A 25,915-nucleotide genomic window follows, 5' to 3' on the forward strand; every position below is an offset into this window, starting at 1 on the left:
TCGCCTCGTTACTCGATAACTACCAGCGGCTCGTCGAATTCTACCGGTTGGCCGCTTTCGATCAGAATGGCTTTCACCACGCCGGCTTTGTCGGCTTCGATCTGGTTCATCATTTTCATCGCTTCGACGATGCACAGGGTGTCGCCCACGTTAACTTTCTGGCCAACTTCCACAAACGCTTTCGCGTCTGGGCTTGGCGTACGATAGAAAGTACCAACCATCGGGGAACGTACGATGTGACCACTGATTTCCGCTTTTGCCGGCGCTTCTGCTGCTGCAGCTGGCGCGGCAGCCGCGGCGGCAGGTGCCTGAGGCTGCATCATCGGCGCAGCATAAGCCTGCTGCATAACCGGATAGCTTGCGGCCGGTGCAGAGCGGCTGATGCGAACAGACTCTTCGCCTTCAGAAATTTCCAGTTCGGAGATACCTGATTCTTCAACCAGCTCGATCAGTTTTTTAATCTTACGAATATCCATGAGTGGGTTCCGTACTCTTTGTTTAGTGTGATTGTGACAGGCGTTTTACCGCCGTCTGTAAAGCGTATGAATAGCCGTCCGCCCCCAGTCCGCAGATGACGCCAGCGGCGACATCTGACAGATACGAATGCTGGCGGAAGGGTTCGCGTGCATGCACATTGCTCAGGTGAATCTCGATAAACGGGATGTTCACGGCAAGCAAAGCGTCACGGATTGCTACGCTGGTATGCGTGAACGCGGCCGGATTAATCAGGATATAGTCCACGTTGTCTTTAGCCTGATGAATTCGGTCGATTAACGCATGCTCCGCGTTGGACTGCAGGTGATCCAGGCTCACATTCAGCGCCGCCGCTTCAGATGTTAAATGGTTAACAATCTCCGCCAGCGTGAGCGGACCATACTTCTCAGGCTCGCGGGTACCGAGCATGTTAATGTTTGGACCATTCAAAAGCAAAATGTGAAACTTCTTTGCCATCGTGTGGCGATCTCCTGCCATTTTCGGGTAAAAAACAACATATACCTTCAATGCGCCCTTGTCACCTTTTCAGGGTCAGAAAACCCCGTCAGGAAAGCCAAAGTCGCACATTATAACGATTTCGTAGCAATTGGCAGCTAAATACTGGTCTTATCAGGGAAGATTATCAACCGCTATCTTAAAAAGAGTCGCGGTTGATAAAGGATCTGCGGGAAACTGCACATTACGGGATTCAGCGCCACCACTGGCGGAACTTCTTGTAACGCCATGCCAGCAGCGCCACTGCCAGCAGGGCATAAATGATGGGCTGCGGCGAGAGGATCTTCACTGACCACAGGTAGTGAATCGGCGCGAGGATCGCCACCAGATAGACGAAGTTGTGTAAAAGTTGCCAGCGGCGGCCCAGTTTTCGCTGCATCGCCTGCGTCGACGTCACCGCCAGCGCCAGCAGGATCGCCCAGCTGACCATGCCTAACGTCAGATAGGGGCGGTTGATAATCTCCGAGCCCAGCAGCGCCAGATTGTTAATGCCCAGCTCCAGCAGGGTATAGCTGGTCAGGTGCAGCGTCGCCCAGGCGAAACACCATAAACCTAACAGGCGACGAACGCGAATCAATAATGGTTGTTTCGCATAGCGCGCCAGCGGGGAGACCAGCAGCGTCGCCAGCAGAAACTTCAGCGCCATCCTGCCGGTAAAATGCTGGATATCCTTGGCCGGATCGGCGCTAAAGTAGCCCTGATGTCCGGCCCAGAATAGCCAGACCAGCGGCAAAAAACCCGCCAGATGAAGTAAAACCTTCAGCCAGGCGATCTGTTTGACGGTGAAACGCACTAGAAGTTCTCCCGCAGGTTCATGCCGCGATACAACGACGCCACCTCGTCGGCATAGCCGTTAAACAGCAGGGTTGGCTGACGCTTGACATCGAGTACGCCGCCGGCGCCGATAAACCGCTCGCTGGCCTGCGACCAGCGGGGGTGATCGACGTGCGGATTGACGTTGGCGAAGAAGCCGTATTCGTCCGGTGCCGCCAGATTCCAGGTGGTCGGCGGCCGCTCGCGGGTCAATTCAATGCTGACGATGGATTTAATGCCTTTGAAACCGTACTTCCACGGCACAGTAAGGCGGACCGGCGCGCCATTTTGCGGCGGCAGCGCTTTGCCATACACCCCGACGGTGAGCAGCGTCAGCGGATGCATCGCTTCATCCAGCCGCAGCCCCTCCACGTAAGGGTAAGCCAGTCCCCCACCGATAAACCGATCTTTCTGCCCGGGCATTTGATCCGGAGCATAGAGGGTTTTGAAGGCCACATAGCGCGCATTGCTGGTGGGCTCCACCAGCGCCAACAGCTTATGCAGCGGGAAGCCGACCCAGGGGACCACCATCGACCAGGCTTCCACGCAGCGCATACGATAAATACGCTCTTCCAGCGGGAAGCGTTTGGTCAGATCGTCATGGTCGAGAGTCAGCGGCTTCGCCACCTCACCGCCGATGGTCAATGTCCAGGGATCGGTGCGCAGGCTACCCGCGTTCGCCGCCGGATCGGCTTTATCGAGGCCGAATTCATAAAAGTTATTGTAGCCGGAGACTTTATCTTCCGGGGTAAGCGTCAGCTTAGCCTGCCATTCAGCGGGTTTAGCAAAGTCCAGGGCTTTGCCCGCCGGGGCTGGCGGACGGTCGTGGCCTTTAAACCAGTCCAGCAGGTCGGCCTGCGCGGCGGCGGGAAGCGAAAGGGCGGTCGCGCTGATGCCCAGCATTTTCAGTACCTGGCGCCGCTGGAGCATAAAAACGGATTCGGCCGTGACGTCGGCTTCCGTCAGTTTTTTTCTTTTCATGGTGTCCTCCGTCATGCGTTTCCTTAAGCATGACGGAGGCGGCGATGAATCGCGAATATGTCACGAAAAATTGCACATTAGGAGCATGGGCCGCCGCCGAAGCAGGGGCGCGGTCGTCCAGGAATCATCGGAAAGTGGCGCAAGACGTTTCCTTTACCGCGCCTGACCCGGCATCTTTAGCAGGGAAAAAAGCGGACGGGAGGCTGGCAGGACGGAAAATCGGCAATAATGTGCGCCGCTGGCGCGGGTTTGCCATCCAGCGTCTAAAATTAAAGCGCTTCTGGCGCAGGCCGCAGGCGGGCGGCGATTGGCAAATTTTTTCTGCCGACTATACTCGCTATCGGCATACTTTCGCCGATAATACGCATTCCATTGCCAGACTCGCCATCTTTGATAGTATGCGTCGCGCTTTAAAAGGTTAATGCTAGCGTCAAGGCGCGCGCCGGCACGGGAGCCTGATGGTTCATCGGGCAGTCATTCACTCGCGGAGTTAACACAGGGATGCGATTAACGACGAAGTTCTCAGCCTTTATCACGCTGCTAACTAGCCTGACCATCTTTGTCACGCTGATTGGCGCTTCGCTGAGTTTTTACAACGGCATTGAGAACAAGGTCGAAAACCGGGTTCAGGCGGTGGCGACCATGCTGGATAACCGGCTCATCACCACCTCTTTTGATAAGCTTGAGCCGCAGCTGGATGAGCTGATGACGCCGATAGAGATCGTGCATATCGATTTCATGCTTAACGGTAAACCGCTCTACAGCCACTCCCGAACCGACAGCTATCGCCCGCTTGGCAGTCATGAGCAATTCCGTGAGATCACGGTCCCATCGTTGAAACATCCCGGTATCTCTCTGCATCTGGTCTACGTTGACCCGATGGTGAACTATTTCCGTTCGCTGTCGATTACCGCCCCGCTGTCGATCTCCATCGGCTTCATGGTGGTGATTATTTTCTTCGCCGTCCGCTGGATCCGCCGCCAGCTGGCGGGTCAGGAGCTGCTTGAGCTTCGTTCCACGCGTATCCTGAGCGGCGAGCGCGGGCCGCAGGTGCGCGGCTCAGTCTATGAATGGCCTGCCAGCACCAGTAGCGCGCTGGATATGCTGCTGTCGGAGCTGCAGTTTGCCAGCGATCAGCGCAGCCGGATGGATACGCTGATTCGCTCCTATGCGGCACAGGATTCTAAAACCGGGCTGAATAATCGCCTGTTTTTTGACAATCAGCTGGCCACGCTGCTGGAAGATCAGGAGAAGGTGGGGGCGTACGGCATCGTGATGATGATCCGTCTACCGGAGTTTGATCTGCTACGGGACAACTGGGGGCGGGCAGCGGCCGAAGAACATTACTTCACGCTTATCAACCTGCTCTCTACCTTTATTATGCGTTACCCTGGCGCGCTGCTGGCGCGCTATCACCGTAGCGACTTCGCCGTGCTGCTGCCGCACCGTACGTTAAAAGAGGCGGATAGTATCGCCGGGCTGCTGCTGAAGGCCATGGACGCGCTGCCTCCGACGCGGATCCTCGATCGTGACGATATGATGCATATCGGCATCTGTTCTTTCCGCAGCGGACAATCGGCGGCGCAAGTGATGGAACATGCAGAAGCGGCGACGCGCAACGCGGTGCTGCAGGGCAGCAACAGCTGGTCGGTCTATGACGATACCCTTCCGGAGAAAGGCCGCGGCAACGTTCGCTGGCGGACGCTGATCGAACAGATGCTGAGCCGCGGCGGGCCGCGGTTGTACCAGAAGCCCGCCGTTACCCGCGACGGTCGGGTGCATCACCGTGAACTGATGTCGCGGATGTACGACGGTAAAGAAGAGGTGATTGCCGCCGAGTACATGCCGATGGTGCTGCAGTTTGGCCTGGCGGAGGAGTATGACCGCCTGCAGGTGACGCGCCTGCTGCCGTTTTTAGGCTTCTGGCCCGAGGAGAATCTGGCGCTGCAGCTGTCGGTGGAGTCGCTGATCCGTCCGCGTTTCCAGCGCTGGCTGCGCGATGCTCTGATGCAGTGTGAAAAATCGCAGCGTCAACGGATTATTTTTGAACTTGCTGAGGCAGATGTTTGTCAATATATCGGCCGTCTGCAGCCGGTTATGCGGTTGGTTAACGCGCTTGGCGTTCGGGTGGCGGTGGTTCAGGCAGGGTTAACCCTGGTGGGAACCAGCTGGATCAAGCAGCTGGATGCGGAGCTGATCAAACTGCATCCGGGCCTGGCGCGCAACATCGAAAAGCGCAGCGAGAACCAGCTGCTGGTGCAAAGCCTGGTGGAAGCCTGTAAAGGCATGCCTATGCAAGTTTTTGCGACGGGCGTACGCAGCCGCAGCGAGTGGCTGGTACTGTCCCAATGCGGTGTCACGGGCGGGCAGGGGGAATTTTTTGCCGCCTCACAGCCACTTGACACAAATGTGAAAAAATATTCGCAAAGATACTCGGTTTGATCTGCCGTTTAGCGTGATTTCACGTAGAATAACGCGCGCCATCGTGAAGGGGGTGTGCTTGTCTACCTGCCGGATCATCGCAATGTAAATGCCAGTGACCCTCCTTTGACAGGTTACAAATTCAGGCGTGGAGCGCTGCTGAAGATTTCAGCAATGAACGGAGTCGGAAAAATTTGTAACAAAGGAAATGAACTGCACTAATTTTCACCGCAGCAGGTGATTTTTGCGCCTTGTCGCTGCTGCGTGTGGTTGGTAAAGTAAGCGGATTTTGTTTTCCGCCCCAGCTTTCAGGATTATCCCTTAGTATGTTAAAAAAATTTCGTGGCATGTTTTCCAATGACCTGTCCATTGACCTGGGTACCGCGAATACCCTTATTTACGTAAAAGGACAAGGCATCGTATTGAATGAGCCTTCCGTGGTGGCCATTCGTCAGGATCGTGCCGGATCGCCGAAAAGCGTCGCCGCCGTGGGTCATGAAGCGAAGCAGATGCTCGGCCGTACCCCGGGTAATATCGCGGCGATTCGCCCGATGAAGGACGGCGTTATCGCTGACTTCTTCGTGACGGAAAAGATGCTGCAGCACTTTATCAAACAAGTGCACAGCAACAGCTTTATGCGCCCGAGCCCGCGCGTACTGGTCTGCGTGCCGGTTGGCGCCACCCAGGTTGAGCGTCGTGCTATCCGTGAATCCGCGCAGGGCGCTGGCGCTCGCGAAGTGTTCCTGATTGAAGAACCGATGGCGGCCGCGATCGGCGCTGGCCTGCCGGTTTCTGAAGCGACCGGTTCCATGGTGGTGGATATCGGCGGCGGTACCACCGAGGTAGCGGTTATCTCCCTGAACGGCGTGGTTTACTCTTCTTCCGTGCGTATCGGCGGCGACCGCTTCGACGAAGCCGTCATCAATTACGTGCGTCGTAACTACGGCTCTCTGATCGGTGAAGCGACCGCTGAGCGTATCAAACATGAAATCGGTTCGGCTTACCCGGGCGATGAAGTGCGTGAAATTGAAGTGCGCGGCCGTAACCTGGCGGAAGGCGTTCCACGCGGCTTCACCCTGAACTCAAACGAAATTCTTGAAGCGCTGCAGGAGCCGCTGACCGGCATCGTGAGCGCGGTCATGGTTGCCCTTGAGCAGTGCCCGCCGGAACTGGCGTCTGATATCTCCGAGCGCGGGATGGTTCTCACCGGCGGTGGTGCGCTGCTGCGCAACCTGGACCGTCTGTTAATGGAAGAAACCGGTATTCCAGTCGTGGTTGCTGAAGATCCGCTGACCTGCGTAGCGCGTGGCGGCGGCAAGGCGCTGGAAATGATCGACATGCACGGCGGCGACCTGTTTAGCGAAGAGTAGTCAGCCTGAAGGTCCGGGGTGGCTTCCGCGCTGCCCCTGGTCTTTACTGACACGAGAATACGCATAGCCTATGAAGCCAATTTTTAGCCGTGGCCCCTCGCTACAGATTCGCCTTATTCTGGCGGTGCTGGTGGCGCTTGGCGTGATTATCGCCGACAGCCGCCTGGGTACGTTCAGTCAAATCAGAACGTACATGGATACAGCCGTCAGCCCTTTCTACTTTGTCTCTAATGGTCCCCGGGAACTGCTCGACAGCGTATCGCAGACGCTGGCTACCCGTGACCAGCTCGAACTGGAAAACCGCGCGCTGCGTCAGGAGCTGTTGCTGAAAAACAGCGATCTGCTGATGCTGGGCCAGTACAAGCAGGAGAATGCGCGCCTGCGTGAACTGCTTGGCTCGCCGCTGCGCCAGGACGAGCAAAAAATGGTGACCCAGGTCATCTCAACGGTCAACGACCCCTACAGCGATCAGGTGGTTATCGATAAGGGCAGCGTCAACGGCGTCTACGAAGGCCAGCCGGTTATCAGTGATAAAGGCGTGGTGGGGCAGGTCGTAGCCGTGGCGAAAATGACCAGCCGGGTACTGCTGATCTGTGATGCCACCCATGCGTTGCCGATCCAGGTCCTGCGGAACGATATTCGCGTCATTGCCGCCGGTAACGGCTGCACCGACGACCTCCAGCTTGAGCATCTGCCGGCAAATACCGATATTCGCGTCGGCGATGTGCTGGTGACCTCCGGTCTGGGCGGTCGTTTCCCGGAAGGGTACCCGGTTGGGGTTGTCTCTTCAGTGAAACTGGACACCCAGCGCGCCTACACGGTGATCCAGGCGCGTCCGACGGCCGGTCTGCAGCGTTTGCGCTATCTGCTGCTGCTGTGGGGCGCCGATCGCAATGGCGCTAACCCGATGACCCCGGAAGAGGTCCATCGGGTGGCTAACGAACGCCTGATGCAGATGATGCCGCAGGTGTTGCCTGCGCCGGATGCGATGGGGCCGCAGATGCCGGCGCCCGCCACCGGGCTGACGCCGTCTCAGCCGTCGCAGCCTGCAGGGGGGCAATAGTGGCAAGTTACCGTAGCCAGGGACGCTGGGTTATCTGGCTCTCGTTTCTTATCGCGCTATTGCTGCAAATTATGCCCTGGCCGGCGGACATCAGCGTTTTCCGGCCCAACTGGGTATTATTGATCCTGCTGTACTGGATCCTCGCGCTGCCGCACCGGGTGAATGTGGGAACGGGCTTCGTGATGGGGGCTATTCTTGATCTCATCAGCGGTTCGACGCTGGGCGTTCGCGCGCTGTCCTTAAGCATCGTCGCCTATCTGGTGGCGCTGAAGTATCAGCTGTTCCGTAACCTGGCGCTGTGGCAACAGGCGCTGGTGGTCATGCTGTTATCCCTCGCCGTGGATATCATTGTTTTCTGGGCAGAGTTTTTAGTGATCAACGTCTCTTTCCGTCCGGAAGTATTCTGGAGTAGTGTAGTAAACGGTATCCTCTGGCCATGGCTCTTCCTGCTGATGCGTAAAGTGCGTCAGCAATTTGCAGTGCAATAAGGTTGATATGACAACTCTGTATCTTGCTTCTGGTTCCCCGCGTCGGCAGGAACTGCTGACTCAGCTTGGTCTCGCGTTTGAGCGTCTGGTTCCTGGTATCGAGGAGCAGCGCCAGCCGCAGGAGAGCGCGCAGCACTATGTCGTGCGCCTGGCGCGCGAAAAGGCGCAGGCCGGAGTGGCGCTGGCATCGCGGGATTTGCCGGTTTTGGGAGCGGATACGATTGTTATTTTGAACGGCGAAGTGCTGGAAAAACCGCGCGACGCCGAACACGCTGCAGCGATGCTGCGCCTGCTTTCCGGCCAAACCCATCAGGTCATGACCGCGGTGGCGCTGGCGGATAAGCAGCAGACGCTGGATTGCTTGGTGGTCACGGAAGTGACCTTCCGGCCGCTCAGCGAGCAGGATATCGCCGATTATGTGGCCAGCGGCGAGCCTTTAGATAAAGCAGGTGCATACGGTATTCAAGGGTTGGGTGGCTGTTTCGTCAGGAAGATTAATGGCAGCTATCACGCCGTAGTCGGCTTACCGCTGGTGGAAACGTATGAGTTGCTCAGTAACTTTAACTCACTGCGTAAAGAAAAGGGATAAAGATGACGGCTGAATTATTAGTGAACGTAACGCCATCCGAAACGCGCGTTGCGTATATTGATGGCGGTATTCTGCAGGAAATCCATATTGAGCGTGAAGCGCGACGCGGAATAGTAGGCAATATCTACAAAGGTCGTGTTAGCCGAGTGCTGCCGGGAATGCAGGCGGCTTTTGTAGATATTGGTCTGGATAAGGCGGCGTTCCTCCACGCCTCCGATATCATGCCGCATACCGAGTGCGTTGCCGGTGAAGAGCAAAAGCAGTTTACCGTGCGCGATATTTCGGAGCTGGTGCGCCAGGGCCAGGACCTGATGGTCCAGGTGGTTAAAGATCCGCTCGGTACCAAAGGCGCGCGTCTGACCACCGATATTACCCTGCCTTCCCGCTATCTGGTCTTTATGCCGGGCGCCTCCCACGTGGGGGTCTCTCAGCGCATTGAAAGCGAAGCCGAGCGCGAGCGGCTGAAAAAGGTCGTGGCAGAGTACTGCGACGAGCAGGGCGGATTTATCATTCGCACCGCCGCGGAAGGCGTTCACGAGCAAGAGATGGCCGCCGATGCCGCCTATCTTAAGCGCGTATGGACCAAGGTGATGGAGCGCAAAAAGCGCAACCAGACCCGCTATCAGCTGTACGGCGAGCTGGCCCTGGCTCAGCGCGTGCTGCGTGATTTTGCCGACGCGCATCTCGACCGGATTCGCGTCGACTCGCGGCTGACCTACGAGGCGCTACTCGAATTTACCGCCGAATATATCCCGGAAATGACCAGCAAGCTGGAACACTACAGCGGCCGTCAGCCGATATTCGATCTCTTTGACGTTGAGAACGAAATTCAGCGCGCGCTGGAGCGTAAAGTCGAGCTCAAGTCCGGGGGGTATCTGATCATCGACCAGACCGAGGCGATGACCACCATCGATATCAACACCGGGGCGTTTGTTGGGCATCGCAATCTTGACGATACTATCTTCAATACCAATATCGAAGCCACCCAGGCGATAGCCCGCCAGCTGCGTTTGCGTAATCTCGGCGGCATTATCATCATTGATTTCATCGACATGAACAATGAAGACCATCGCCGGCGGGTGTTGCACTCCCTGGAGCAGGCCCTCAGTAAAGACCGGGTGAAGACCAGCATCAACGGTTTCTCCCAGTTGGGTCTGGTGGAGATGACCCGTAAACGCACCCGCGAAAGCGTGGAGCATGTGCTGTGCAACGAATGCCCGACCTGCCACGGACGCGGAACGGTAAAGTCCGTGGAAACGGTATGCTATGAGATTATGCGTGAGATCGTTCGCGTGCATCATGCTTATGATTCCGATCGCTTCCTGGTCTATGCTTCCCCTGCGGTGGCGGAAACCCTGAAAGGGGAAGAGTCGCATGCGCTGGCGGAAGTGGAGATCTTTGTCGGCAAGCAGGTGAAGGTACAAATTGAGCCGCTCTATAATCAAGAGCAGTTCGATGTGGTTATGATGTAAGACACTGCGTCATTGTGCGGCTGACAAGGAGAGAGGCGTGAGGCGACTGCCCGGGATTTTATTGCTCACCGTGGCAACACTGATTGTTATCGTCGCGCTGCTGGTGAGTGGCTTGCGTCTCGTGTTGCCACAGCTCGATGCCTGGCGTCCGCAGCTGCTGGAGAAGATCTCCTCTCTCACCGGCACGCCGGTGGATGCCTCGCAGATCGCCGCCAGCTGGCAAACTTTTGGCCCAACATTAGATGTCCGCGATATTCATGTCGGGCTGAAAGATGGCGGGACAATGGCGGTCAAGCGCGTGACCCTGGCGCTGGACGTCTGGCAGAGTCTGTTGCATATGCGCTGGCAGTTCCGTGATCTCACCTTCTGGCAGCTGCAGATCCATACCAATACCCCTATTCAGACCAATGACGGCGGTGAAAGCCTGAAAACCGACCGCGTCAGCGATCTCTTTTTACGTCAGTTCGACCACTTTACTCTGCGCGACAGCCATCTGAGCTTCCTGACTATTTCCGGTCAGCGGGCGGAGCTGGCGGTCCCGCAGCTGACCTGGCTGAACGGCAGGAACCGTCACCGCGCCGAGGGGCAGCTCAGCCTTTCCAGTCTCACCGGCCAGCATGGCGTCATGCAGGTGCGGATGGATCTCCGCGATGAGGATGGCCTGCTGAACAAAGGCCGGGTCTGGCTGCAGGCTGACGATATTGACGTCAAGCCCTGGCTGGGCCGCTGGATGCAGGACAATATTGCCCTGAAAAGCGCCCGCTTCAGCCTCGAAGGCTGGATGACCATTGAAAAAGGCGATGTGGCCAGCGGCGACGTATGGCTGAAAAAAGGGGGCGCCAGCTGGCAGGGGGATAGCAAGGTTCATCACCTGTCAGTGGATAACCTGACGGCGCATCTCTCCCATGACAAGCAGAGCTGGGGCTTCTACATTCCCGATACGCGGATCGCGATCGACGATAAACCCTGGCCAAGCGGCGCGCTGGCGATGGCGTGGATCCCTGCGCAGGATGTCGGTGGCGACGGTCATCAGCGTAGCGATGAATTACGTATTCGCGCCAGCAACTTAGCCCTCAGCGGTCTGAGCGGACTGCAGCCGTTTGCCGATAAGCTGGCGCCTTCATTGGGCGAACTCTGGCGCACCACGCAGCCCAGCGGCAAAATCAACCTGCTGGCTCTCGATATTCCCCTGCAGGCGACGGAGAAAACGCGCTTTCAGGCGCAGTGGAGCGATCTGGCGTGGAAGCAGTGGAAGCTCCTGCCGGGAGCGGAACACTTTTCCGGCAGCCTGAATGGCAGCGTTGAGCATGGGGAACTGCGCGCGCGCATGACGAAGGCGCTGATGCCGTATACCGGTGTTTTCCGGGCCCCGCTGGAGATCGCCGCTGGCGAAGCCACCCTCAGCTGGGTAAAAAATGACAAAGGGTTTATGCTTGATGGCCGCGATATTGACGTGCAGGCGACGGGGGTACGCGCCCGCGGCGGCTTCCGCTATCTGCAACCGCAGGGGGACGATCCCTGGCTGGGCATTCTGGCGGGGATCAGCACCAACGATGGCGGCCAGGCGTGGCGTTACTTCCCGGAAAACCTGATGGGCAAAGCGCTGGTGGACTATCTCAGCAGCGCGATAAAAGCCGGACAGGCACGCGATGCGACGCTGGTGTATGGCGGCAACCCACATCTGTTCCCGTATCCGCACAACGAAGGACAGTTCCAGGTTTACGTCCCGCTGAAGAATGCCACTTTCGCTTTTCAACCGGACTGGCCGGCGCTGACCGGGTTGAATATCGACCTTAATTTTATCAACAGCGGCCTGTGGATGCGGGCGGAGAAAGCGATGCTCGGCAACGTAACCGCCAGCAATCTCGATGCCGCGATCCCGGATTATGCACAGGAAAAACTGCTGATTGATGCCGATATCAAAGGCCCGGGGAAAGAGGTGGGACCTTATTTCAACACCACGCCGCTGAAAGAGACCCTGGGAGCGGCGCTGGATTCCCTGCAGCTGGATGGTGATGTAAGCGCTCGCTTACATCTGAACATTCCCCTCGATGGCGAAATGACCACCGCGAAAGGCGATGTGCATCTGCAGAATAACGATCTGTTTATCAAGCCGTTAGATACCACGCTGCAGAATCTGAGCGGTAATTTCAGCTTTGTGAATGGCGATCTTAATAGTCAAACGTTGAGCGCGACCTGGTTTAATCAGCCGCTGAACCTCAATTTTTCCACCCGCGAAGGCGAAAAAGCATTTCTGGTGGATGTCGGGATGAACGCCAGCTGGCAACCGTCGCGCACCGGGCTGCTGCCGAAAGCGGTTAATGAGGCGCTGAGCGGTAGCGTTCCTTGGGAGGGTAAAGTCGCTATCGAACTGCCGTACCATGGCAATGCCAGCTATAAGGTTGATATCAATGGCGATCTGAAGAATGTGAGCAGTCACTTACCTTCACCGGTCAACAAGCCCGCTGGCGAACCCCTGCCGGTCAAAATTAATGTTGCCGGCGGTCTGAGCAGCTTCGACCTGACCGGTTCCGTTGGCGCGAAGAATCATATCAACAGCCGCTGGTTGCTGAACCGTAAGCTGACGCTGGACAGAGCGATCCTCACGACGGACAGCAAAGGCCCCTCTCCGCTGCCCGACCAGCCCGGCGTTGAGCTCAATCTGCCGCCGATGGATGGCGCGCAGTGGCTGGCGCTGTTCCAGAAGGGCGCGGCGAATGAAGTCAGCAGCAGCGTCCTCTTTCCACCGCGCATTGTGCTGCGTACGCCGTCGCTTGCGCTGGCCGGCCAGCAATGGAACAACGTGAGTCTGATGTCGCAGCCGGTCACCGGCGGTTCACAGGTTGAGGCGCAGGGGCGCGAGATCAACGCCACCCTGACGATGCGCGACAATGCCCCGTGGCTGGCAAATGTGCGTTATCTCTATTTCAACCCGGCCAGCGCCAGCGGCAAGGGCGGAACGGAGAACGTGGCCCCGCAGGCGGAGACGCGGCCGGATTTCCACGGTTGGCCCGATCTGCAGCTGCGCTGCGCGGAATGCTGGCTGTGGGGGCAAAAATATGGCCGTATCGACGGCGATGTGGCGATCAAGGGCGATACCTTAACGCTCTCCAATGGCCTGGTGGATACCGGGTTTGGCCGGCTGACGACCGACGGCGTGTGGGTTAACGCCCCTTCCGGGGTGCGCACCTCGCTGAAAGGCAGACTGCATGGCAATAAAACGGATGAATTTGCGGATTTCTTTGGCGTTTCCACACCGGTGAAGGATTCGCCGTTTGATATCGACTACGATCTGCACTGGCGCGCGCCGCCCTGGTCACCCGATGTCGCGTCGCTCAATGGGATCATTAAAAGCCACCTCGGCAAGGGTCAGTTTACCGACCTGAGTACCGGACACGCAGGCCAGCTGCTGCGTTTGCTGAGCGTCGATGCCCTGCTGCGCAAACTGCGCTTCGACTTCAGCGATACCTTTAGCGAAGGATTTTACTTCGACTCGATTAACAGTACGGCCTGGATTAAGGATGGTGTACTGCATACCGATGATACGCTGGTGGATGGCCTGGAGGCGGACATTGCCATGAAAGGGTCGGTCGATCTGGTGCGTCGTCATCTGGACCTGCAGGCGGTGGTGGCGCCGGAGATATCCGCGACCGTCGGCGTGGCGGCGGCCTTCGCCGTCAACCCGATTGTCGGCGCGGCGGTGTTTGCCGCCAGCAAGGTGCTGGGGCCGCTGTGGAACAAAGTCTCGATACTGCGCTATCGCATCACCGGCCCGATTGACCAGCCGCAGATCAATGAAGTGCTGCGCCAGGCGCGCAGCAACAAAAAGCAATGATTTGACGATTGCCGGGAATTGCCGCAATCTCAATAGAAGCCTTCTGTATTTCCGCCTGTCAGGCGGCAACAAACGAGTAGCATAACGATGAGTCTGAACCTGGTAAGTGAACAATTACTGTCGGCAAATGGCCTGAATCATCAGGACCTGTTTGCCATTCTTGGTCAACTGACCGAGCGCCGCCTCGATTACGGCGATCTCTATTTTCAGTCGAGCTATCACGAATCCTGGGTTCTGGAAGACAGCATCATTAAAGATGGGTCGTACAATATCGACCAGGGCGTAGGCGTGCGCGCCGTCAGCGGCGAAAAAACGGGCTTTGCCTACGCTGACCAGATCAGCAAGCTGGCGCTGGAGCAGAGCGCCCAGGCGGCGCGGACCATTGTGCGCGAGACGGGCAATGGCAAAGTACAGACCCTCGGCGCCGTAGAGCACAGCGCCCTCTATACCAGCATCGACCCGCTGCAGAGTATGAGCCGGGAAGAGAAGCTGGATATTCTCCGCCGGGTAGACAAAGTCGCCCGCGCGGCGGACCAGCGCGTGCAGGAGGTTTCGGCCAGCCTGAGCGGGGTCTATGAGCTGATTCTGGTGGCCGCCACCGACGGCACTCTGGCCGCCGACGTTCGTCCGCTGGTGCGCCTCTCGGTCAGCGTGCTGGTGGAAGAGGACGGCAAACGCGAGCGCGGCAGCAGCGGCGGCGGCGGGCGTTTTGGCTATGACTATTTCCTCGCCTCTCAGGAGGGCGAAGTACGGGCCGACGCCTGGGCGAAAGAAGCGGTGCGCATGGCGCTGGTTAACCTCTCGGCGGTCGCCGCCCCGGCGGGGATGCTGCCGGTGGTGCTCGGCGCCGGCTGGCCTGGCGTCCTGCTGCACGAAGCGGTCGGTCACGGCCTGGAAGGCGATTTCAACCGTCGCGGCACCTCGGTCTTTAGCGGCCATATGGGGGAATTAGTCGCCTCTGAGCTGTGCACCGTCGTGGACGATGGCACCATCGTCGACCGTCGTGGCTCGGTGGCCATCGATGACGAAGGCACGCCGGGTCAATACAATGTGCTGATCGAAAACGGCATCCTGAAAGGCTACATGCAGGATAAACTCAATGCGCGTCTGATGGGCGTCGCGCCGACCGGCAACGGCCGCCGTGAATCCTATGCCCATCTGCCGATGCCGCGTATGACCAACACCTATATGCTGGCGGGCCAGTCCACGCCGCAGGAGATTATCGAGTCGGTGGACTACGGTATCTTCGCGCCAAACTTCGGCGGCGGGCAGGTGGATATCACCTCCGGTAAGTTTGTCTTCTCCACCTCCGAGGCCTATCTGATCGAAAAAGGCAAGGTCACGAAGGCGGTGAAAGGCGCTACCCTGATCGGCTCCGGGATTGAGACTATGCAGCAGATTTCGATGGTGGGTAACGATCTGCGTCTGGATAACGGCGTCGGCGTCTGTGGCAAAGAGGGCCAGAGCGTGCCGGTGGGCGTTGGCCAGCCGACCCTGAAGGTCGATAACCTCACCGTCGGCGGCACTGCCTGATCCTGAGCGGGTTCCCGGCGTCGCCGGGAACCGCTTCAGCGGGCGATCCCTCTGCCGTGCATCCCCTGATAGATCTTCGCCACGTCGACAAAATACTCCGTCAGATAATTGATACAGACCTGCACTTTCAGCGGCAGTTTATCCTTTTCGGTGTACAGGGCGTAGACCGGACGCGGATCGGACTGGTAGCTCGGCAGCAGGATCTCAAGCTCACCGCGATTGATCTCTTCGATCGCCCACATCAACGGCACATAGGCGATACCCACCCCGGCGGTCAGCCAGCGCACCAGCGTCATGGGATCATTGGTCACAAAGCGCCCCTGCGGGGTCAGGCGGGTTGAGATCCCTTCCGGCGCGATAATGACAAACTCATTGTCCGGCCGCACGCTATATTCCAGCCAGGCATGCCCGGCAAGATCGGCCGGTTTCTCAGGATTGCCAGCCTGCGCCAGATAGCTTTTCGCGGCGCATAACACCATCGGCATTGAGCCCAGACGGCGGGAAAAAAGACTGGAATCCTGCAGGGCGCCCACGCGGATCACCACGTCAAGACCGTCGGCGATCAGGTCCGGCGCAGGTATGCCGGTGACCAGATTGACGGAGAGCCCGGGGTATTCTTTCAGCATTTTCGCCGTTATGCGCGCCAGAACATTCTGTGCCATAGTTGAAGAGCAGCCGATACGCAGCGTTCCGATAGGGGTGTTGTTAAATGCGTATAATTGCTCATGGACATCCTGTGCTTCAAACAGCATCCTACGGCAGCCCTGATAGTAAATTTTACCCGCTTCCGTTAAGCCAAGGCTGCGGGTGCTGCGGTTGAGCAGCTTCACCTGCAGTTCATCTTCCAGTTTGGCGACGGTCTGACTGATCGAGGAAACGCTCATCTGAAGCTGGCGGGCCGCTGCGGTGAAGGAACCTAATTCGACCACTTTGGCGAAAACGGACATGCGCTTTAATCGTTCCATTATTCACTCTGGCTTAAAAGTGATTTAGATCACACATTGTAGATAATGCGGCAATCGTTACGTTAATATATTGTTAGCTACATAATAAACGCATCTGCTCACTACCTGTACGCTTCTTATTCAAGGTCATCATGAGTCTGTTTCCTGTCATCGTGATTTTCGGCTTATCGTTTCCGCCGATCTTCTTCGAGTTGCTTTTGTCGCTGGCCATCTTCTGGCTGGTGCACCGATTGCTGGTTCCGACCGGCATTTACGATTTTGTCTGGCACCCTGCACTGTTTAATACGGCGCTATATTGCTGCCTTTTTTATTTGATATCGCGCTTGTTCGTTTGAGGTTGATGTGAAAACACTAACAAGAAATATCCTCCGTACCGCTATTACCGTGATACTGGTCATTTTGGCCTTCGTGGCGATTTTCCGCGCCTGGGTTTACTACACCGCTTCGCCGTGGACGCGGGATGCGCGTTTTAGCGCCGACATTGTGGCCATTGCCCCCGACGTCTCCGGGCTAATTTCCCAGGTAAACGTCAAGGATAACCAACTGGTTAAGAAAGACCAGGTATTGTTTGTTATTGACCAACCCCGTTACCAAAAAGCGCTGGCGCAGGCGGAAGCCGATGTCGCCTACTACCAGACCTTAGCCCAGGAAAAACGTGTCGAAGCCGGTCGGCGTAATAAGCTTGGCGTCCAGGCGATGTCGCGGGAAGAGATTGACCAGGCGAACAACGTGCTGCAGACCGTTGAGCATCAGCTGGCGAAAGCGGTGGCCAGCCGCGACCTGGCCAGACTGGACCTGCAGCGCACAGAGATTCGCGCCCCCGCGGATGGCTGGGTGACCAACCTTAACGTCTATACCGGGGAATTTATCACCCGCGGCTCCACGGCGGTGGCGCTGGTGAAAGAGAATACATTTTACGTCATGGCCTATCTGGAAGAGACCAAACTGGAAGGCGTCCGCCCTGGATACCGGGCGGAAATTACCCCGCTTGGCAGCAGCAAAACCATTAAAGGCACGGTGGACAGTATCGCTGCGGGGGTAACCAACGCCAGCAGCAGCAGCGACTCGAAAGGGATGGCTTCGGTGGATTCCAACCTTGAATGGGTGCGTCTGGCGCAGCGTGTGCCGGTTCGTATTCGCCTTGACCACCAGCAGGGGAATCTGTGGCCATCGGGCACGACGGCGACGGTGGTGATCACCGGTAAAGAAGACCGTGATACCAGCCAGGCCAACTTCTTCCAGAAACTGGCTATGCGCCTGCGCGAATTCGGTTAATCGCTATGGGGACATATACTATTGCTCCCCAGCATCTCCGCTTTGCTATTAAGCTTGCATGCGCGGTGGTGTTGGCGCTGTTCGTCGGCTTCCATTTTCAGCTCGAAACGCCGCGCTGGGCGGTGCTGACCGCGGCGATTGTCGCCGCTGGCCCGGCCTTTGCCGCCGGGGGAGAGCCGTACTCCGGCGCGATCCGCTATCGCGGCATGTTGCGTATTGCCGGGACCTTTATTGGCTGTATTGCGGCGCTGGTCATCATCATCCTGATGATCCGCGCCCCTCTGCTGATGATGCTGGTCTGCTGCCTGTGGGCCGGGTTTTGTACCTGGGTTTCGTCGCTGGTCAAGGTCGAAAACTCCTATGCCTGGGGGCTGGCCGGATACACCGCGCTGATTATCATTATTACCATCCACACCGATCCGATGCTGGCGCCGCAGTTTGCCGTTGAGCGCTGCAGCGAAATCGTCATCGGGATTGTCAGCGCCATCGTCGCCGATCTGCTGTTCTCCCCGCGTTCGATTAAAAAAGAGATCGACCTTGAACTGGATAACCTGCTGATTGCGCAGTATAAGCTGATGCAGTTATGCGTTGCGCACGGCGAAAAAGATGAAGTGGATCAGGCCTGGGGAGCGCTGGTGCGTCGCACCACGGCGCTGGAAGGAATGCGCAGTAACCTGATTATGGAGTCCTCTCGCTGGGCTAAGGCGAATCAACGCCTGAAGGCGATCAATACCCTCTCGCTAACGCTTATCACCCAGGCTTGCGAAACCTACCTGATTCAGAACTCGCGCCCGGAAATGGTGACGGACGACTACCGCGAGCTGTTCGCTGAGCCGGTTGAGACGGTGCAGGATGTTCACCAGCAGCTGAAGCGTATGCGTCGCTTCCTGACCTGGAAAGGCGAGCATAATACGCCGGTCACCATCTACAGCTGGGTAGGCGCAGCCACCCGTTACCTGCTGCTTAAGCGTGGCGTGGTGGGCAACACCAAAATCAGCCGCATCGAAGACGGTGTATTGCGCGGCGAAACGGTGGTTAAAGTGGAGTCCGCCGAGCGTCACCACGCGATGGTGAACTTCTGGCGTACCTCTGTCTCCTGTATCCTTGGGACGTTGTTCTGGCTGTGGACGGGCTGGACCTCAGGCAGCGGCGCAATGGTGATGATTGCCGTGGTTACCGCGCTGGCGATGCGCTTGCCTAACCCGCGAATGGTGGCGATAGACTTTCTCTACGGTACTCTGGCGGCGTTACCGCTGGGTACCCTGTACTTTCTGGTGATCATGCCGGCGACGCAGCAGAGTATGCTGTTGCTTTGTATCAGCCTGGCGGCGATGGCGTTTTTTATCGGTATCGAAGTGCAGAAAAGGCGCCTCGGATCGCTGGGGGCGCTGGCGAGCACCATCAACATTCTGGTGCTGGATAACCCGATGCAGTTCCAGTTCAGTCAGTTCCTCGATAGCGCGCTGGGGCAGATCGTCGGTTGTTTCCTCGCCCTGATGGTTATTCTCATTGTCAGGGATAACTCCCGGGCAAGAACCGGTCGGGTGCTGCTGAACCAGTTTGTCTCCGCGGCGGTCTCTTCGCTGACCACCAACTCGGCGCGTCGCAAAGAGAATCATCTGCCCGCGCTCTATCAGCAGCTGTTTTTATTGCTCAACAAATTCCCTGGCGATGTCGCCCGTTTCCGTCTGGCGTTGACGTTAATCATTGCCCACCAGCGCCTGCGCGATGCGCCCGTGCCGGTGAATGAGGATCTGTCGGCGTTCCATCGCCAGCTGCGACGTACCGCGGATCATGTGATCTCCGCCGGGAGCGATGATAAGCGTCGGCGCTACTTTACCCGGCTGCTGGCGGAGCTTGATGTTTATCAGGAGAAGCTGCGGGTCTGGGAGGCTTCGCCGCAGGTGACCGAGCCGGTACGGCGACTGGTTGAGATGTTGCACAAGTACCAGCATGTGCTGACCAGCAGTTAACCCATAAACCGACGCCCAGGCGTCGGTTTTTTTATCGCTATACTTAACGGCGACAGGAAGAGAAGCGGGAGGGGCTGCCATGACCACCTATACGTTTGATTTTGACGAAATCGCCGAGCAACAGGATTTCTACCGGGAGTTTTCCCGCACCTTCGAGCTGGCACAGGATAAGGTCAACAACCTTGATTCGCTATGGGACGCGGTGACCGGTGGGCTGCTGCCGCTGCCGCTGGACATTGAGTTCATCCATTTAAATGACAAGCAGCGTCGGCGCTTTGGGGCGTTAATTTTATTATTTGATGAAGCAGAGGAAGAGCTGGAGGGGGAGTTACGTTTTAACGCCCGGCAGGCATAAAAAAGCCCCCGGCAGGCGGGGGCAAGTCGTCGAAATAAGACGACGAGGGTTTATTTGTACAGCTCAGCGGTGGCGTGCCAGCTATCGCCGGTACGTGCTTCAATAATACGGTAGCTGCTGGCGCCTTCTTTCTCGGCTTTAGCGGCCAGTTCCTGACGCATGTCCATTGGCGCACTACCTACCTGGGAAACCGAGATGGTGCCCATGGACTGCAGGTTCTGGGCTTGCTCAGCGTTCACTTGCTGAACGGCCGCGCTAGCGCCGAAAGAGAGAAGAGAAGCCAGGCCAAGGGATGCGATGATCATTGCGCGTTTCATAATCTTTACTCCAGTCTTTGTTTTGCCGCGGCGGGGCGATGAATGAGGCCGGGCCGCGGTAGAGAATTTTTGTCGGGTTAATCGTTGACGATCTAAAACTTATTTATACAGCTCAGCAGTGGCATGCCAGTGGTCGCCAGTGCGGGCTTCGATAATGCGGTAAGAAGAAGCCCCTTCTTCCTGCGCTTTTTTGTTCAGCATTTCATGCATATCCATCGGGGAAGAGGCTACCGCGCCGACGGAAACTGTACCGATGGCCTCGCGGCCCTGGGCTTGCTCGCTGTTGATAACATCAGCGGCGAAAGCGCCAAACGACATGACGGACAGGATGCTGAGAGCTGCTACAGTGGTTTTGATTTTCATGATGTTCACCTCGTCGAATCTTTTTGTTGAGGGTCTTTGTTTCGTGACCCTCATCACAAAAACAAGTATACACTAATCACCAAAAATATTAATACCATGCTAATTGTTTTGCGCGTTAATAGTTACAATAAATTGCGCTTTTTATAACCGATAAGAATTAAAAATGACGAGTCACAGACAGAGATAAGTTTTATTTCTAATAAAATCATAAATGTATACGATTTTGATCTTTCGTGCGTTTTAGGCGTTTCCCTTACGTAAAAGAACGTATAGACAGGCTAAATCACACGAAATGTTAAATTTTTGTTGAGTTGAAAGGGGGGGAGGGAGAGAAGAGGGGGAATCACCCTCTGACGGTTGCCAGAGGGGAATGCTCAGAGTTCCTGTTCGAACAGCACCAGGATAGCGTCGTGCAGATCTTTCACTGTGAAACCGCGCGCTGGCGTGGTGAAGATGGTGTCATCCCCGGCGATGCTGCCAAGAATACCTTCCGCCTTGCCCAGCGAGTCGAGAAGACGGGCGATCAGCTGCGCTGCCCCGGGGCTGGTGTGAATCACCACGACGGCATCGTTATAATCGATATCCAGCACCAGATTTTTCAGCGGGCTGGAGGTGGTCGGCACGCCAAGCTCGGCAGGCAGGCAATAGACCATTTCCATTTTGGCGTTACGGGTACGAACCGCGCCAAATTTGGTGAGCATGCGGGAAACCTTCGATTGGTTGATATTCTCGAAGCCTTCTTCCTGCAGCGCCTGGACGATCTCTCCCTGCGAGCTGAATTTCTCTTCTTTAAGCAGCGCTTTAAACGCTTTAACCAGTTCTTCTTGTTTTGCCGAACTTCGCATAAGTCACCCAGATTATGGTGGTAAAATCGACATCATTATGCATAACCGTGAATTTTTATGCAAATAATCCGCGAGGGGATAGGTAAATAATGTTATGAAGGGGGCATATTTTAGCAAAAAAACCGTATAAGGAACATGTTCTCATCACAACGCTTAAAGGCATGTAAAAGTAAATGAAATGTTATTGAGTTGGTGTTGTTTTGCGCAACTGGCTGGGTGTATTGTAACCAATAGTCGATCCGGTACTTCGCTTTGCTGGATGGTCAGTCAGGAAGCATAAAGTGCGCCGCTGTTCTATTGCTACGCACAATAATGCATTCTTCAGCCATAATCATTGTAATTGTTCATCTTGTGAATTAAGGTCCAGGCGACGGAATAACGAAAGACTAAATTAACCATAATAAGGAGTTTAGGATGAAAGTTGCAGTCCTTGGCGCTGCCGGTGGTATCGGCCAGGCGCTTGCCCTACTACTTAAGACCCAACTGCCTTCAGGTTCAGAGCTCTCGTTGTACGACATCGCTCCGGTTACGCCGGGCGTGGCGGTAGATCTAAGTCATATCCCCACAGATGTAAAAATTAAAGGATTTTCCGGTGAAGATGCTACCCCGGCGCTGGAAGGCGCTGATGTGGTGCTGATCTCCGCGGGCGTAGCGCGTAAGCCCGGCATGGATCGTTCCGACCTGTTTAATGTGAATGCGGGTATCGTTAAGAACCTCGTGCAGCAGATAGCCAAAACCTGCCCGCAGGCCTGCATCGGCATTATTACCAACCCGGTGAACACCACCGTGGCCATCGCCGCCGAAGTGCTGAAAAAAGCCGGCGTGTACGATAAAAACAAACTGTTCGGCGTGACTACGCTGGACATCATCCGCTCCAATACCTTTGTGGCGGAGCTGAAAGGTCAATCGGCAACCGAGGTGGAAGTCCCGGTTATTGGCGGTCACTCCGGGGTCACCATTCTGCCTTTACTGTCGCAGATCCCGGGCGTCAGCTTTAGCGATCAGGAAGTGGCCGATCTGACTAAACGCATTCAAAACGCCGGTACCGAGGTCGTGGAAGCGAAAGCGGGCGGCGGGTCGGCGACCTTGTCGATGGGTCAGGCGGCTGCGCGCTTTGGCCTTTCTCTGGTTCGCGCCATGCAGGGAGAAAAAGGCGTAGTGGAGTGCGCCTACGTGGAAGGCGACGGCCAGTATGCGCGTTTCTTCTCTCAGCCGCTCCTGCTGGGGAAGAATGGCGTAGAAGAGCGTCAGTCTATCGGCAAACTCAGCGCCTTTGAGCAGCAGGCGCTGGAAGGCATGCTGGACACCCTGAAGAAAGATATCGCGCTCGGCGAAGACTTCGTCAACAAGTAACCTCGCACGCTCAAAAAAGCCGGAACTGTTGTTCCGGCTTTTTATTACCTCACTTTTCGCCCCAATGCGCCAGCGGTCGGGCAAATCTGCTAAAATCCCCCGCGTTGTAAGCCACCAGCCATGAGGACAGCGTGAAAAAGATCGAAAGAAAACAGACCCGGGACCAAATCGCGCAGATGATTCGTTATCAGATCCTCTCCGGCGCCATGAAACCCGGGGAGGAATTGACTCAGGAGAACATCGCAGAACAGCTGGGACTTTCACGTATGCCGGTTAGGGAAGCGCTACAGTCCCTTGAACAGGAAGGATTTCTGGTGCGCTTGCCTAACCGACATATGCAGGTCTCCACGCTGGCCGTCGAGGACGTGAGCCATATTTTTCGCGTTATCGCGGTGATGGCTGCGGAACTATTTGCCCTCGTGCCGGCGAATCAGGGGGAATTACTTCGCGTACGCGCGCAGGAGCTGGCATGTGCTGGTGATAACGCCGGTGAACTGGCGTTTCATCAGTTGCTGATTTCCTATCTTGATAACCGCTATCTGGCAAAGGCGTATCAGCAATTTTTGGACGGTTATATTTCCTATGTCATTCTGTACCTGAAAGAGGATGGCCAGGAGTCGGCGCAGATCCTGAGCGAACTGGCGAGCGCCATTGGCCAGGGTGAAGGCGAAAAAATTGCTCAGGCAACACAGCGTTATTTCCTTATCCTTGCGGAGATAATGCGTCAACATATGAAGGATTGGGAAAGTGCAGAAGCCTAAATTAGGGAAAATTAAGCTTCTTTCCGCGAAGGAGCAGGTGGCGGCGGTTTTGCGTAAAGCGATCCTTTCGCGGGATTTAGTGGAAGGGCAGGAAATTACCCTTGAAGGGATTGCCAAAATGGTTGGCGTTTCCAGCATGCCGGTACGTGAAGCGTTTCAGATTTTAGCCGCTGATGGCCTGATTCAAGTGCGGCCGAATAAAGGTGCGGTGGTGCTGGGGATTAATGAGCAGACTATCCGCGAGCATTACGAAATTCGCGCCGTACTGGAAAGTGAAGCGGTGGCGAAAGCTTCTCACCCAGGGACCGATATTACACGCATCGCTCAGGTTCACTATGCCGCAGAGAAGGCGCTGGCAGACAATAATTCTGCTGAATATTCCGACCTGAATCAGGCCTTCCACATGGAGATCTGGAACGCGGCGGGAAATGAAAAAATGAAGATGCTGCTCTGCAACATGTGGAACGGACTCTCGATGGGGCACAAGGTGACCGAAGAAGAGTACGCCATCATTTCCATTCGTGAACATAAAGCGATCTTACAAGCGCTTGAGCAGCATAACGAAGCGCTGGCCCGCCAGCGAATGCATGAGCATATCATCCGCTCGATGGAGAATATGCTCACGCGTTACCTGCCCGATCCGGCACCCTGACCGGTTCGATCGCCAGCGAATGGCTGGCGTTTGTTGTATTTATCAACATTATTAATTCCTCCTCGTGACGATCTGCGCAGGATCTTGATGCAGATCTCATTGCGCGATCATTCCACAAAAACGCATTGACTTACTTTTTGCATGGGAATAATTTCTCCCTCGTCAATATTGGATACAATATCATATATCATTGATAGGAAAAATTATAAGTATGGAACCGATTACCATCACCCTATGTTTGCTGGTGTTCGCTATCGTCATGTTTATCTGGGAGAAGGTGCCGCTGGCAGTGACTTCCATGGTGGTTTGCGTGGCGTTAGTGGTCACTGGCGTATTGGATCTAAAGCAGGCCTTTGCCGGTTTTATCGACAGCAACGTCATTCTCTTTGTCGCCATGTTTATTGTTGGCGGGGCGTTATTTGAGACCGGGATGGCCAATAAAGTCGGTGGGGTGATCACTCACTTCGCCAAAACTGAGAAGCAGCTGATCTTCACCATTATGGTGGTGGTTGGCGTGATGTCAGGTTTTCTCTCGAATACCGGTACGGCAGCCGTATTGATCCCGGTCGTGATTGGCGTGGCCGCCAAATCGGGATTTACCCGCTCGCGTCTGCTGATGCCGCTGGTGTTTGCTGCCGCGCTGGGCGGCAACCTGTCGCTGATTGGCGCTCCGGGCAACCTGATCGCACAATCGGCCCTGCAGAAGATCGGTAGCGGTTTCGGCTTCTTTGAGTATGCGAAAGTGGGCCTACCAATGCTGGTCTGCGGCATCCTCTATTTCCTGACCATCGGCTATAAGTTCCTGCCCAATAACCCGAACAGCGGTGAAGTGGGCAGCGTCGGCGAACAGCGTGATTACAGTCATGTTCCGCGCTGGAAGCAGATCCTGTCCCTGGTCGTACTGATCGCCACGATCCTCGGCATGATTTTCGAAAAACAGACCGGCATTAGACTGGCGGTGGCGGGCTGTATTGGTGCCCTGTTACTGGTTGTTACCGGGGTTCTGACGGAAAAGCAAGCTTACAAAGCCATTGATTCACAGACTATTTTTATCTTCGGCGGCACCCTGGCGCTGGCAAAGGCGCTGGAAATGACCGGGGCGGGCAAGCTGGTGGCTGACCAGGTTATCGGTCTGCTGGGCAACAACTCCTCGCCGTTCATGCTGCTGGTGGTGGTTTTTATCCTCTCCGTGGTGATGACCAACTTTATGTCCAATACCGCCACCGTCGCGCTATTGGTGCCAGTGAGCCTGTCTATTGCCGCCGGTATGGGGGCCGATCCGCGTGCGGTGCTGATGGCGACGGTGATTGGTAGCTCCTGCGCCTATGCGACGCCGATCGGTATGCCCGCCAATATGATGGTGCTGTCGGCCGGGGGCTATAAGTTCGTCGATTACGCCAAGTCCGGCATCCCTCTGATTATCGTTTCCACCATTGTCAGCCTGATCCTGCTGCCAATCCTTTTCCCTTTTCATCCGTAACTTACGGACGCTGTTCTGACT

25 protein-coding genes are annotated in these 25,915 nt (G+C 56.3%); 17 read left to right on the forward strand and 8 right to left on the reverse strand.

All coding sequences use genetic code 11. The features are described 5' to 3' along the window. Nucleotides 1-8: 8 nt before the first annotated feature. The 4 genes from accB to msrP all read right to left on the reverse strand — a co-directional run bounded on the left by accB (nucleotide 9) and on the right by msrP (nucleotide 2,784). Nucleotides 9-476, reverse strand: a complete 468-nt coding sequence (gene accB / locus LGM20_RS02350; protein ID WP_004206250.1) for an acetyl-CoA carboxylase biotin carboxyl carrier protein — start codon at nucleotides 474-476, stop codon at nucleotides 9-11. A gap of 22 nt (nucleotides 477-498) precedes the next feature. After that, nucleotides 499-951 (reverse strand): type II 3-dehydroquinate dehydratase, encoded by a 453-nt coding sequence (gene aroQ / locus LGM20_RS02355; protein WP_023291159.1) that lies wholly within the window; start codon nucleotides 949-951, stop codon nucleotides 499-501. Between the two features lie 232 nt (nucleotides 952-1,183). Beyond that, nucleotides 1,184-1,783, reverse strand: a complete 600-nt coding sequence (gene msrQ / locus LGM20_RS02360; RefSeq protein ID WP_023291158.1) for a protein-methionine-sulfoxide reductase heme-binding subunit MsrQ — start codon at nucleotides 1,781-1,783, stop codon at nucleotides 1,184-1,186. Next, nucleotides 1,783-2,784: a protein-methionine-sulfoxide reductase catalytic subunit MsrP gene (gene msrP / locus LGM20_RS02365; protein ID WP_032454192.1), complete on the reverse strand. Its 1,002-nt coding sequence runs from the start codon at nucleotides 2,782-2,784 to the stop codon at nucleotides 1,783-1,785. Before msrP ends, msrQ begins: the two co-directional genes overlap by 1 nt. A gap of 230 nt (nucleotides 2,785-3,014) precedes the next feature. Between msrP and LGM20_RS02370 the strand changes: the two genes are divergently transcribed. The 9 genes from LGM20_RS02370 (at nucleotide 3,015) to tldD (ending at nucleotide 15,555) form a co-directional block, all read left to right on the forward strand. Beyond that, nucleotides 3,015-3,206 carry a hypothetical protein gene (locus LGM20_RS02370; protein ID WP_032429221.1) on the forward strand — a complete coding sequence of 64 codons (192 nt, stop codon included), beginning with the start codon at nucleotides 3,015-3,017 and terminating at the stop codon, nucleotides 3,204-3,206. Nucleotides 3,207-3,285: 79 nt separating this feature from the next. After that, nucleotides 3,286-5,226, forward strand: coding sequence for an RNase E specificity factor CsrD (gene csrD / locus LGM20_RS02375; protein WP_044524921.1), 1,941 nt, complete (start codon nucleotides 3,286-3,288; stop codon nucleotides 5,224-5,226). Between the two features lie 305 nt (nucleotides 5,227-5,531). Continuing rightward, entirely contained in the window at nucleotides 5,532-6,575 is a 1,044-nt protein-coding gene (mreB, locus tag LGM20_RS02380; RefSeq protein WP_002918653.1) for a rod shape-determining protein MreB, read from the forward strand. A 70-nt stretch (nucleotides 6,576-6,645) separates the two neighbouring features. Next, nucleotides 6,646-7,638 carry a rod shape-determining protein MreC gene (gene mreC, locus LGM20_RS02385; RefSeq protein ID WP_004206242.1) on the forward strand — a complete coding sequence of 331 codons (993 nt, stop codon included), beginning with the start codon at nucleotides 6,646-6,648 and terminating at the stop codon, nucleotides 7,636-7,638. Next, nucleotides 7,638-8,126: a rod shape-determining protein MreD gene (gene mreD / locus LGM20_RS02390; RefSeq protein ID WP_002918648.1), complete on the forward strand. Its 489-nt coding sequence runs from the start codon at nucleotides 7,638-7,640 to the stop codon at nucleotides 8,124-8,126. Before mreC ends, mreD begins: the two co-directional genes overlap by 1 nt. A 7-nt stretch (nucleotides 8,127-8,133) precedes the next feature. Then, complete coding sequence (locus LGM20_RS02395) at nucleotides 8,134-8,715, forward strand: Maf family protein (RefSeq protein ID WP_023291155.1); 582 nt, start codon at nucleotides 8,134-8,136, stop codon at nucleotides 8,713-8,715. Between the two features lie 2 nt (nucleotides 8,716-8,717). Then, the gene (rng, locus tag LGM20_RS02400) at nucleotides 8,718-10,187 is read left to right on the forward strand and encodes a ribonuclease G (protein WP_004206239.1); all 1,470 of its coding nucleotides are present in this window, start codon (nucleotides 8,718-8,720) and stop codon (nucleotides 10,185-10,187) included. Nucleotides 10,188-10,224: 37 nt separating this feature from the next. Continuing rightward, entirely contained in the window at nucleotides 10,225-14,022 is a 3,798-nt protein-coding gene (gene yhdP / locus LGM20_RS02405) for an AsmA2 domain-containing protein YhdP (RefSeq protein ID WP_044524919.1), read from the forward strand. Between the two features lie 87 nt (nucleotides 14,023-14,109). Further along, a complete protein-coding gene (tldD, locus tag LGM20_RS02410) occupies nucleotides 14,110-15,555 on the forward strand; it encodes a metalloprotease TldD (protein WP_004206236.1) in 1,446 nt (481 codons plus the stop codon). A 35-nt stretch (nucleotides 15,556-15,590) separates the two neighbouring features. Here the strand turns inward: tldD and aaeR are convergent, their stop codons facing one another. After that, nucleotides 15,591-16,520 (reverse strand): HTH-type transcriptional activator AaeR, encoded by a 930-nt coding sequence (gene aaeR / locus LGM20_RS02415; RefSeq protein ID WP_002918641.1) that lies wholly within the window; start codon nucleotides 16,518-16,520, stop codon nucleotides 15,591-15,593. Nucleotides 16,521-16,651: 131 nt separating this feature from the next. On the opposite strand from aaeR, the gene aaeX reads away from it, so the two are divergent. The 4 genes from aaeX to LGM20_RS02435 all read left to right on the forward strand — a co-directional run bounded on the left by aaeX (nucleotide 16,652) and on the right by LGM20_RS02435 (nucleotide 20,123). After that, on the forward strand, nucleotides 16,652-16,855 hold the full coding sequence (gene aaeX / locus LGM20_RS02420; RefSeq protein ID WP_002918640.1) for a p-hydroxybenzoic acid efflux pump operon protein AaeX: 204 nt from the start codon (nucleotides 16,652-16,654) through the stop codon (nucleotides 16,853-16,855). A gap of 7 nt (nucleotides 16,856-16,862) precedes the next feature. Then, complete coding sequence (gene aaeA / locus LGM20_RS02425; RefSeq protein ID WP_023291152.1) at nucleotides 16,863-17,795, forward strand: p-hydroxybenzoic acid efflux pump subunit AaeA; 933 nt, start codon at nucleotides 16,863-16,865, stop codon at nucleotides 17,793-17,795. A gap of 5 nt (nucleotides 17,796-17,800) precedes the next feature. Next, nucleotides 17,801-19,768: a p-hydroxybenzoic acid efflux pump subunit AaeB gene (gene aaeB / locus LGM20_RS02430; RefSeq protein ID WP_023291151.1), complete on the forward strand. Its 1,968-nt coding sequence runs from the start codon at nucleotides 17,801-17,803 to the stop codon at nucleotides 19,766-19,768. Between the two features lie 79 nt (nucleotides 19,769-19,847). Continuing rightward, nucleotides 19,848-20,123, forward strand: coding sequence for a barstar family protein (locus LGM20_RS02435; protein ID WP_002918629.1), 276 nt, complete (start codon nucleotides 19,848-19,850; stop codon nucleotides 20,121-20,123). A 50-nt stretch (nucleotides 20,124-20,173) separates the two neighbouring features. Here LGM20_RS02435 and yhcN-B read toward each other — a convergent pair whose 3' ends face one another. The 3 genes from yhcN-B to argR all read right to left on the reverse strand — a co-directional run bounded on the left by yhcN-B (nucleotide 20,174) and on the right by argR (nucleotide 21,648). After that, nucleotides 20,174-20,440, reverse strand: a complete 267-nt coding sequence (yhcN-B, locus tag LGM20_RS02440; RefSeq protein ID WP_002918627.1) for a DUF1471 family stress response protein YhcN-B — start codon at nucleotides 20,438-20,440, stop codon at nucleotides 20,174-20,176. Nucleotides 20,441-20,539: 99 nt separating this feature from the next. Continuing rightward, complete coding sequence (yhcN, locus tag LGM20_RS02445) at nucleotides 20,540-20,803, reverse strand: peroxide/acid stress response protein YhcN (protein ID WP_017899932.1); 264 nt, start codon at nucleotides 20,801-20,803, stop codon at nucleotides 20,540-20,542. Nucleotides 20,804-21,177: 374 nt separating this feature from the next. After that, the gene (gene argR, locus LGM20_RS02450) at nucleotides 21,178-21,648 is read right to left on the reverse strand and encodes a transcriptional regulator ArgR (protein ID WP_002918625.1); all 471 of its coding nucleotides are present in this window, start codon (nucleotides 21,646-21,648) and stop codon (nucleotides 21,178-21,180) included. A gap of 414 nt (nucleotides 21,649-22,062) precedes the next feature. On the opposite strand from argR, the gene mdh reads away from it, so the two are divergent. From mdh to LGM20_RS02470, 4 genes are all read left to right on the forward strand, one after another. Then, the gene (gene mdh, locus LGM20_RS02455; RefSeq protein ID WP_023291150.1) at nucleotides 22,063-23,001 is read left to right on the forward strand and encodes a malate dehydrogenase; all 939 of its coding nucleotides are present in this window, start codon (nucleotides 22,063-22,065) and stop codon (nucleotides 22,999-23,001) included. Nucleotides 23,002-23,132: 131 nt separating this feature from the next. Continuing rightward, the gene (locus LGM20_RS02460) at nucleotides 23,133-23,762 is read left to right on the forward strand and encodes a GntR family transcriptional regulator (RefSeq protein WP_044524918.1); all 630 of its coding nucleotides are present in this window, start codon (nucleotides 23,133-23,135) and stop codon (nucleotides 23,760-23,762) included. Then, on the forward strand, nucleotides 23,749-24,414 hold the full coding sequence (locus LGM20_RS02465) for a GntR family transcriptional regulator (RefSeq protein WP_044524917.1): 666 nt from the start codon (nucleotides 23,749-23,751) through the stop codon (nucleotides 24,412-24,414). The genes LGM20_RS02460 and LGM20_RS02465 overlap by 14 nt, the downstream gene beginning before the upstream one ends. A gap of 211 nt (nucleotides 24,415-24,625) precedes the next feature. After that, the gene (locus tag LGM20_RS02470) at nucleotides 24,626-25,894 is read left to right on the forward strand and encodes an SLC13 family permease (protein ID WP_044524916.1); all 1,269 of its coding nucleotides are present in this window, start codon (nucleotides 24,626-24,628) and stop codon (nucleotides 25,892-25,894) included. Nucleotides 25,895-25,915 lie beyond the last annotated feature (21 nt).

It is taken from the genome of Klebsiella quasipneumoniae subsp. quasipneumoniae (assembly GCF_020525925.1).
GTDB lineage: Bacteria > Pseudomonadota > Gammaproteobacteria > Enterobacterales > Enterobacteriaceae > Klebsiella > Klebsiella quasipneumoniae.

What these genes read in the sequence shown, in the direction of transcription:
- rng (WP_004206239.1), top strand. Translation starts at nt 8,718, where the DNA reads ATGACGGCTGAATTATTAGTGAACGTAACGCCATCCGAAACGCGCGTT.
- accB (WP_004206250.1), bottom strand. Translation starts at nt 476, where the DNA reads ATGGATATTCGTAAGATTAAAAAACTGATCGAGCTGGTTGAAGAATCA.
- aaeR (WP_002918641.1), bottom strand. Translation starts at nt 16,520, where the DNA reads ATGGAACGATTAAAGCGCATGTCCGTTTTCGCCAAAGTGGTCGAATTA.
- LGM20_RS02470 (WP_044524916.1), top strand. Translation starts at nt 24,626, where the DNA reads ATGGAACCGATTACCATCACCCTATGTTTGCTGGTGTTCGCTATCGTC.
- tldD (WP_004206236.1), top strand. Translation starts at nt 14,110, where the DNA reads ATGAGTCTGAACCTGGTAAGTGAACAATTACTGTCGGCAAATGGCCTG.
- aroQ (WP_023291159.1), bottom strand. Translation starts at nt 951, where the DNA reads ATGGCAAAGAAGTTTCACATTTTGCTTTTGAATGGTCCAAACATTAAC.
- aaeB (WP_023291151.1), top strand. Translation starts at nt 17,801, where the DNA reads ATGGGGACATATACTATTGCTCCCCAGCATCTCCGCTTTGCTATTAAG.
- aaeX (WP_002918640.1), top strand. Translation starts at nt 16,652, where the DNA reads ATGAGTCTGTTTCCTGTCATCGTGATTTTCGGCTTATCGTTTCCGCCG.
- LGM20_RS02435 (WP_002918629.1), top strand. Translation starts at nt 19,848, where the DNA reads ATGACCACCTATACGTTTGATTTTGACGAAATCGCCGAGCAACAGGAT.
- mreC (WP_004206242.1), top strand. Translation starts at nt 6,646, where the DNA reads ATGAAGCCAATTTTTAGCCGTGGCCCCTCGCTACAGATTCGCCTTATT.
- msrP (WP_032454192.1), bottom strand. Translation starts at nt 2,784, where the DNA reads ATGAAAAGAAAAAAACTGACGGAAGCCGACGTCACGGCCGAATCCGTT.
- mdh (WP_023291150.1), top strand. Translation starts at nt 22,063, where the DNA reads ATGAAAGTTGCAGTCCTTGGCGCTGCCGGTGGTATCGGCCAGGCGCTT.
- csrD (WP_044524921.1), top strand. Translation starts at nt 3,286, where the DNA reads ATGCGATTAACGACGAAGTTCTCAGCCTTTATCACGCTGCTAACTAGC.
- yhcN (WP_017899932.1), bottom strand. Translation starts at nt 20,803, where the DNA reads ATGAAAATCAAAACCACTGTAGCAGCTCTCAGCATCCTGTCCGTCATG.
- argR (WP_002918625.1), bottom strand. Translation starts at nt 21,648, where the DNA reads ATGCGAAGTTCGGCAAAACAAGAAGAACTGGTTAAAGCGTTTAAAGCG.
- yhcN-B (WP_002918627.1), bottom strand. Translation starts at nt 20,440, where the DNA reads ATGAAACGCGCAATGATCATCGCATCCCTTGGCCTGGCTTCTCTTCTC.
- LGM20_RS02395 (WP_023291155.1), top strand. Translation starts at nt 8,134, where the DNA reads ATGACAACTCTGTATCTTGCTTCTGGTTCCCCGCGTCGGCAGGAACTG.
- mreB (WP_002918653.1), top strand. Translation starts at nt 5,532, where the DNA reads ATGTTAAAAAAATTTCGTGGCATGTTTTCCAATGACCTGTCCATTGAC.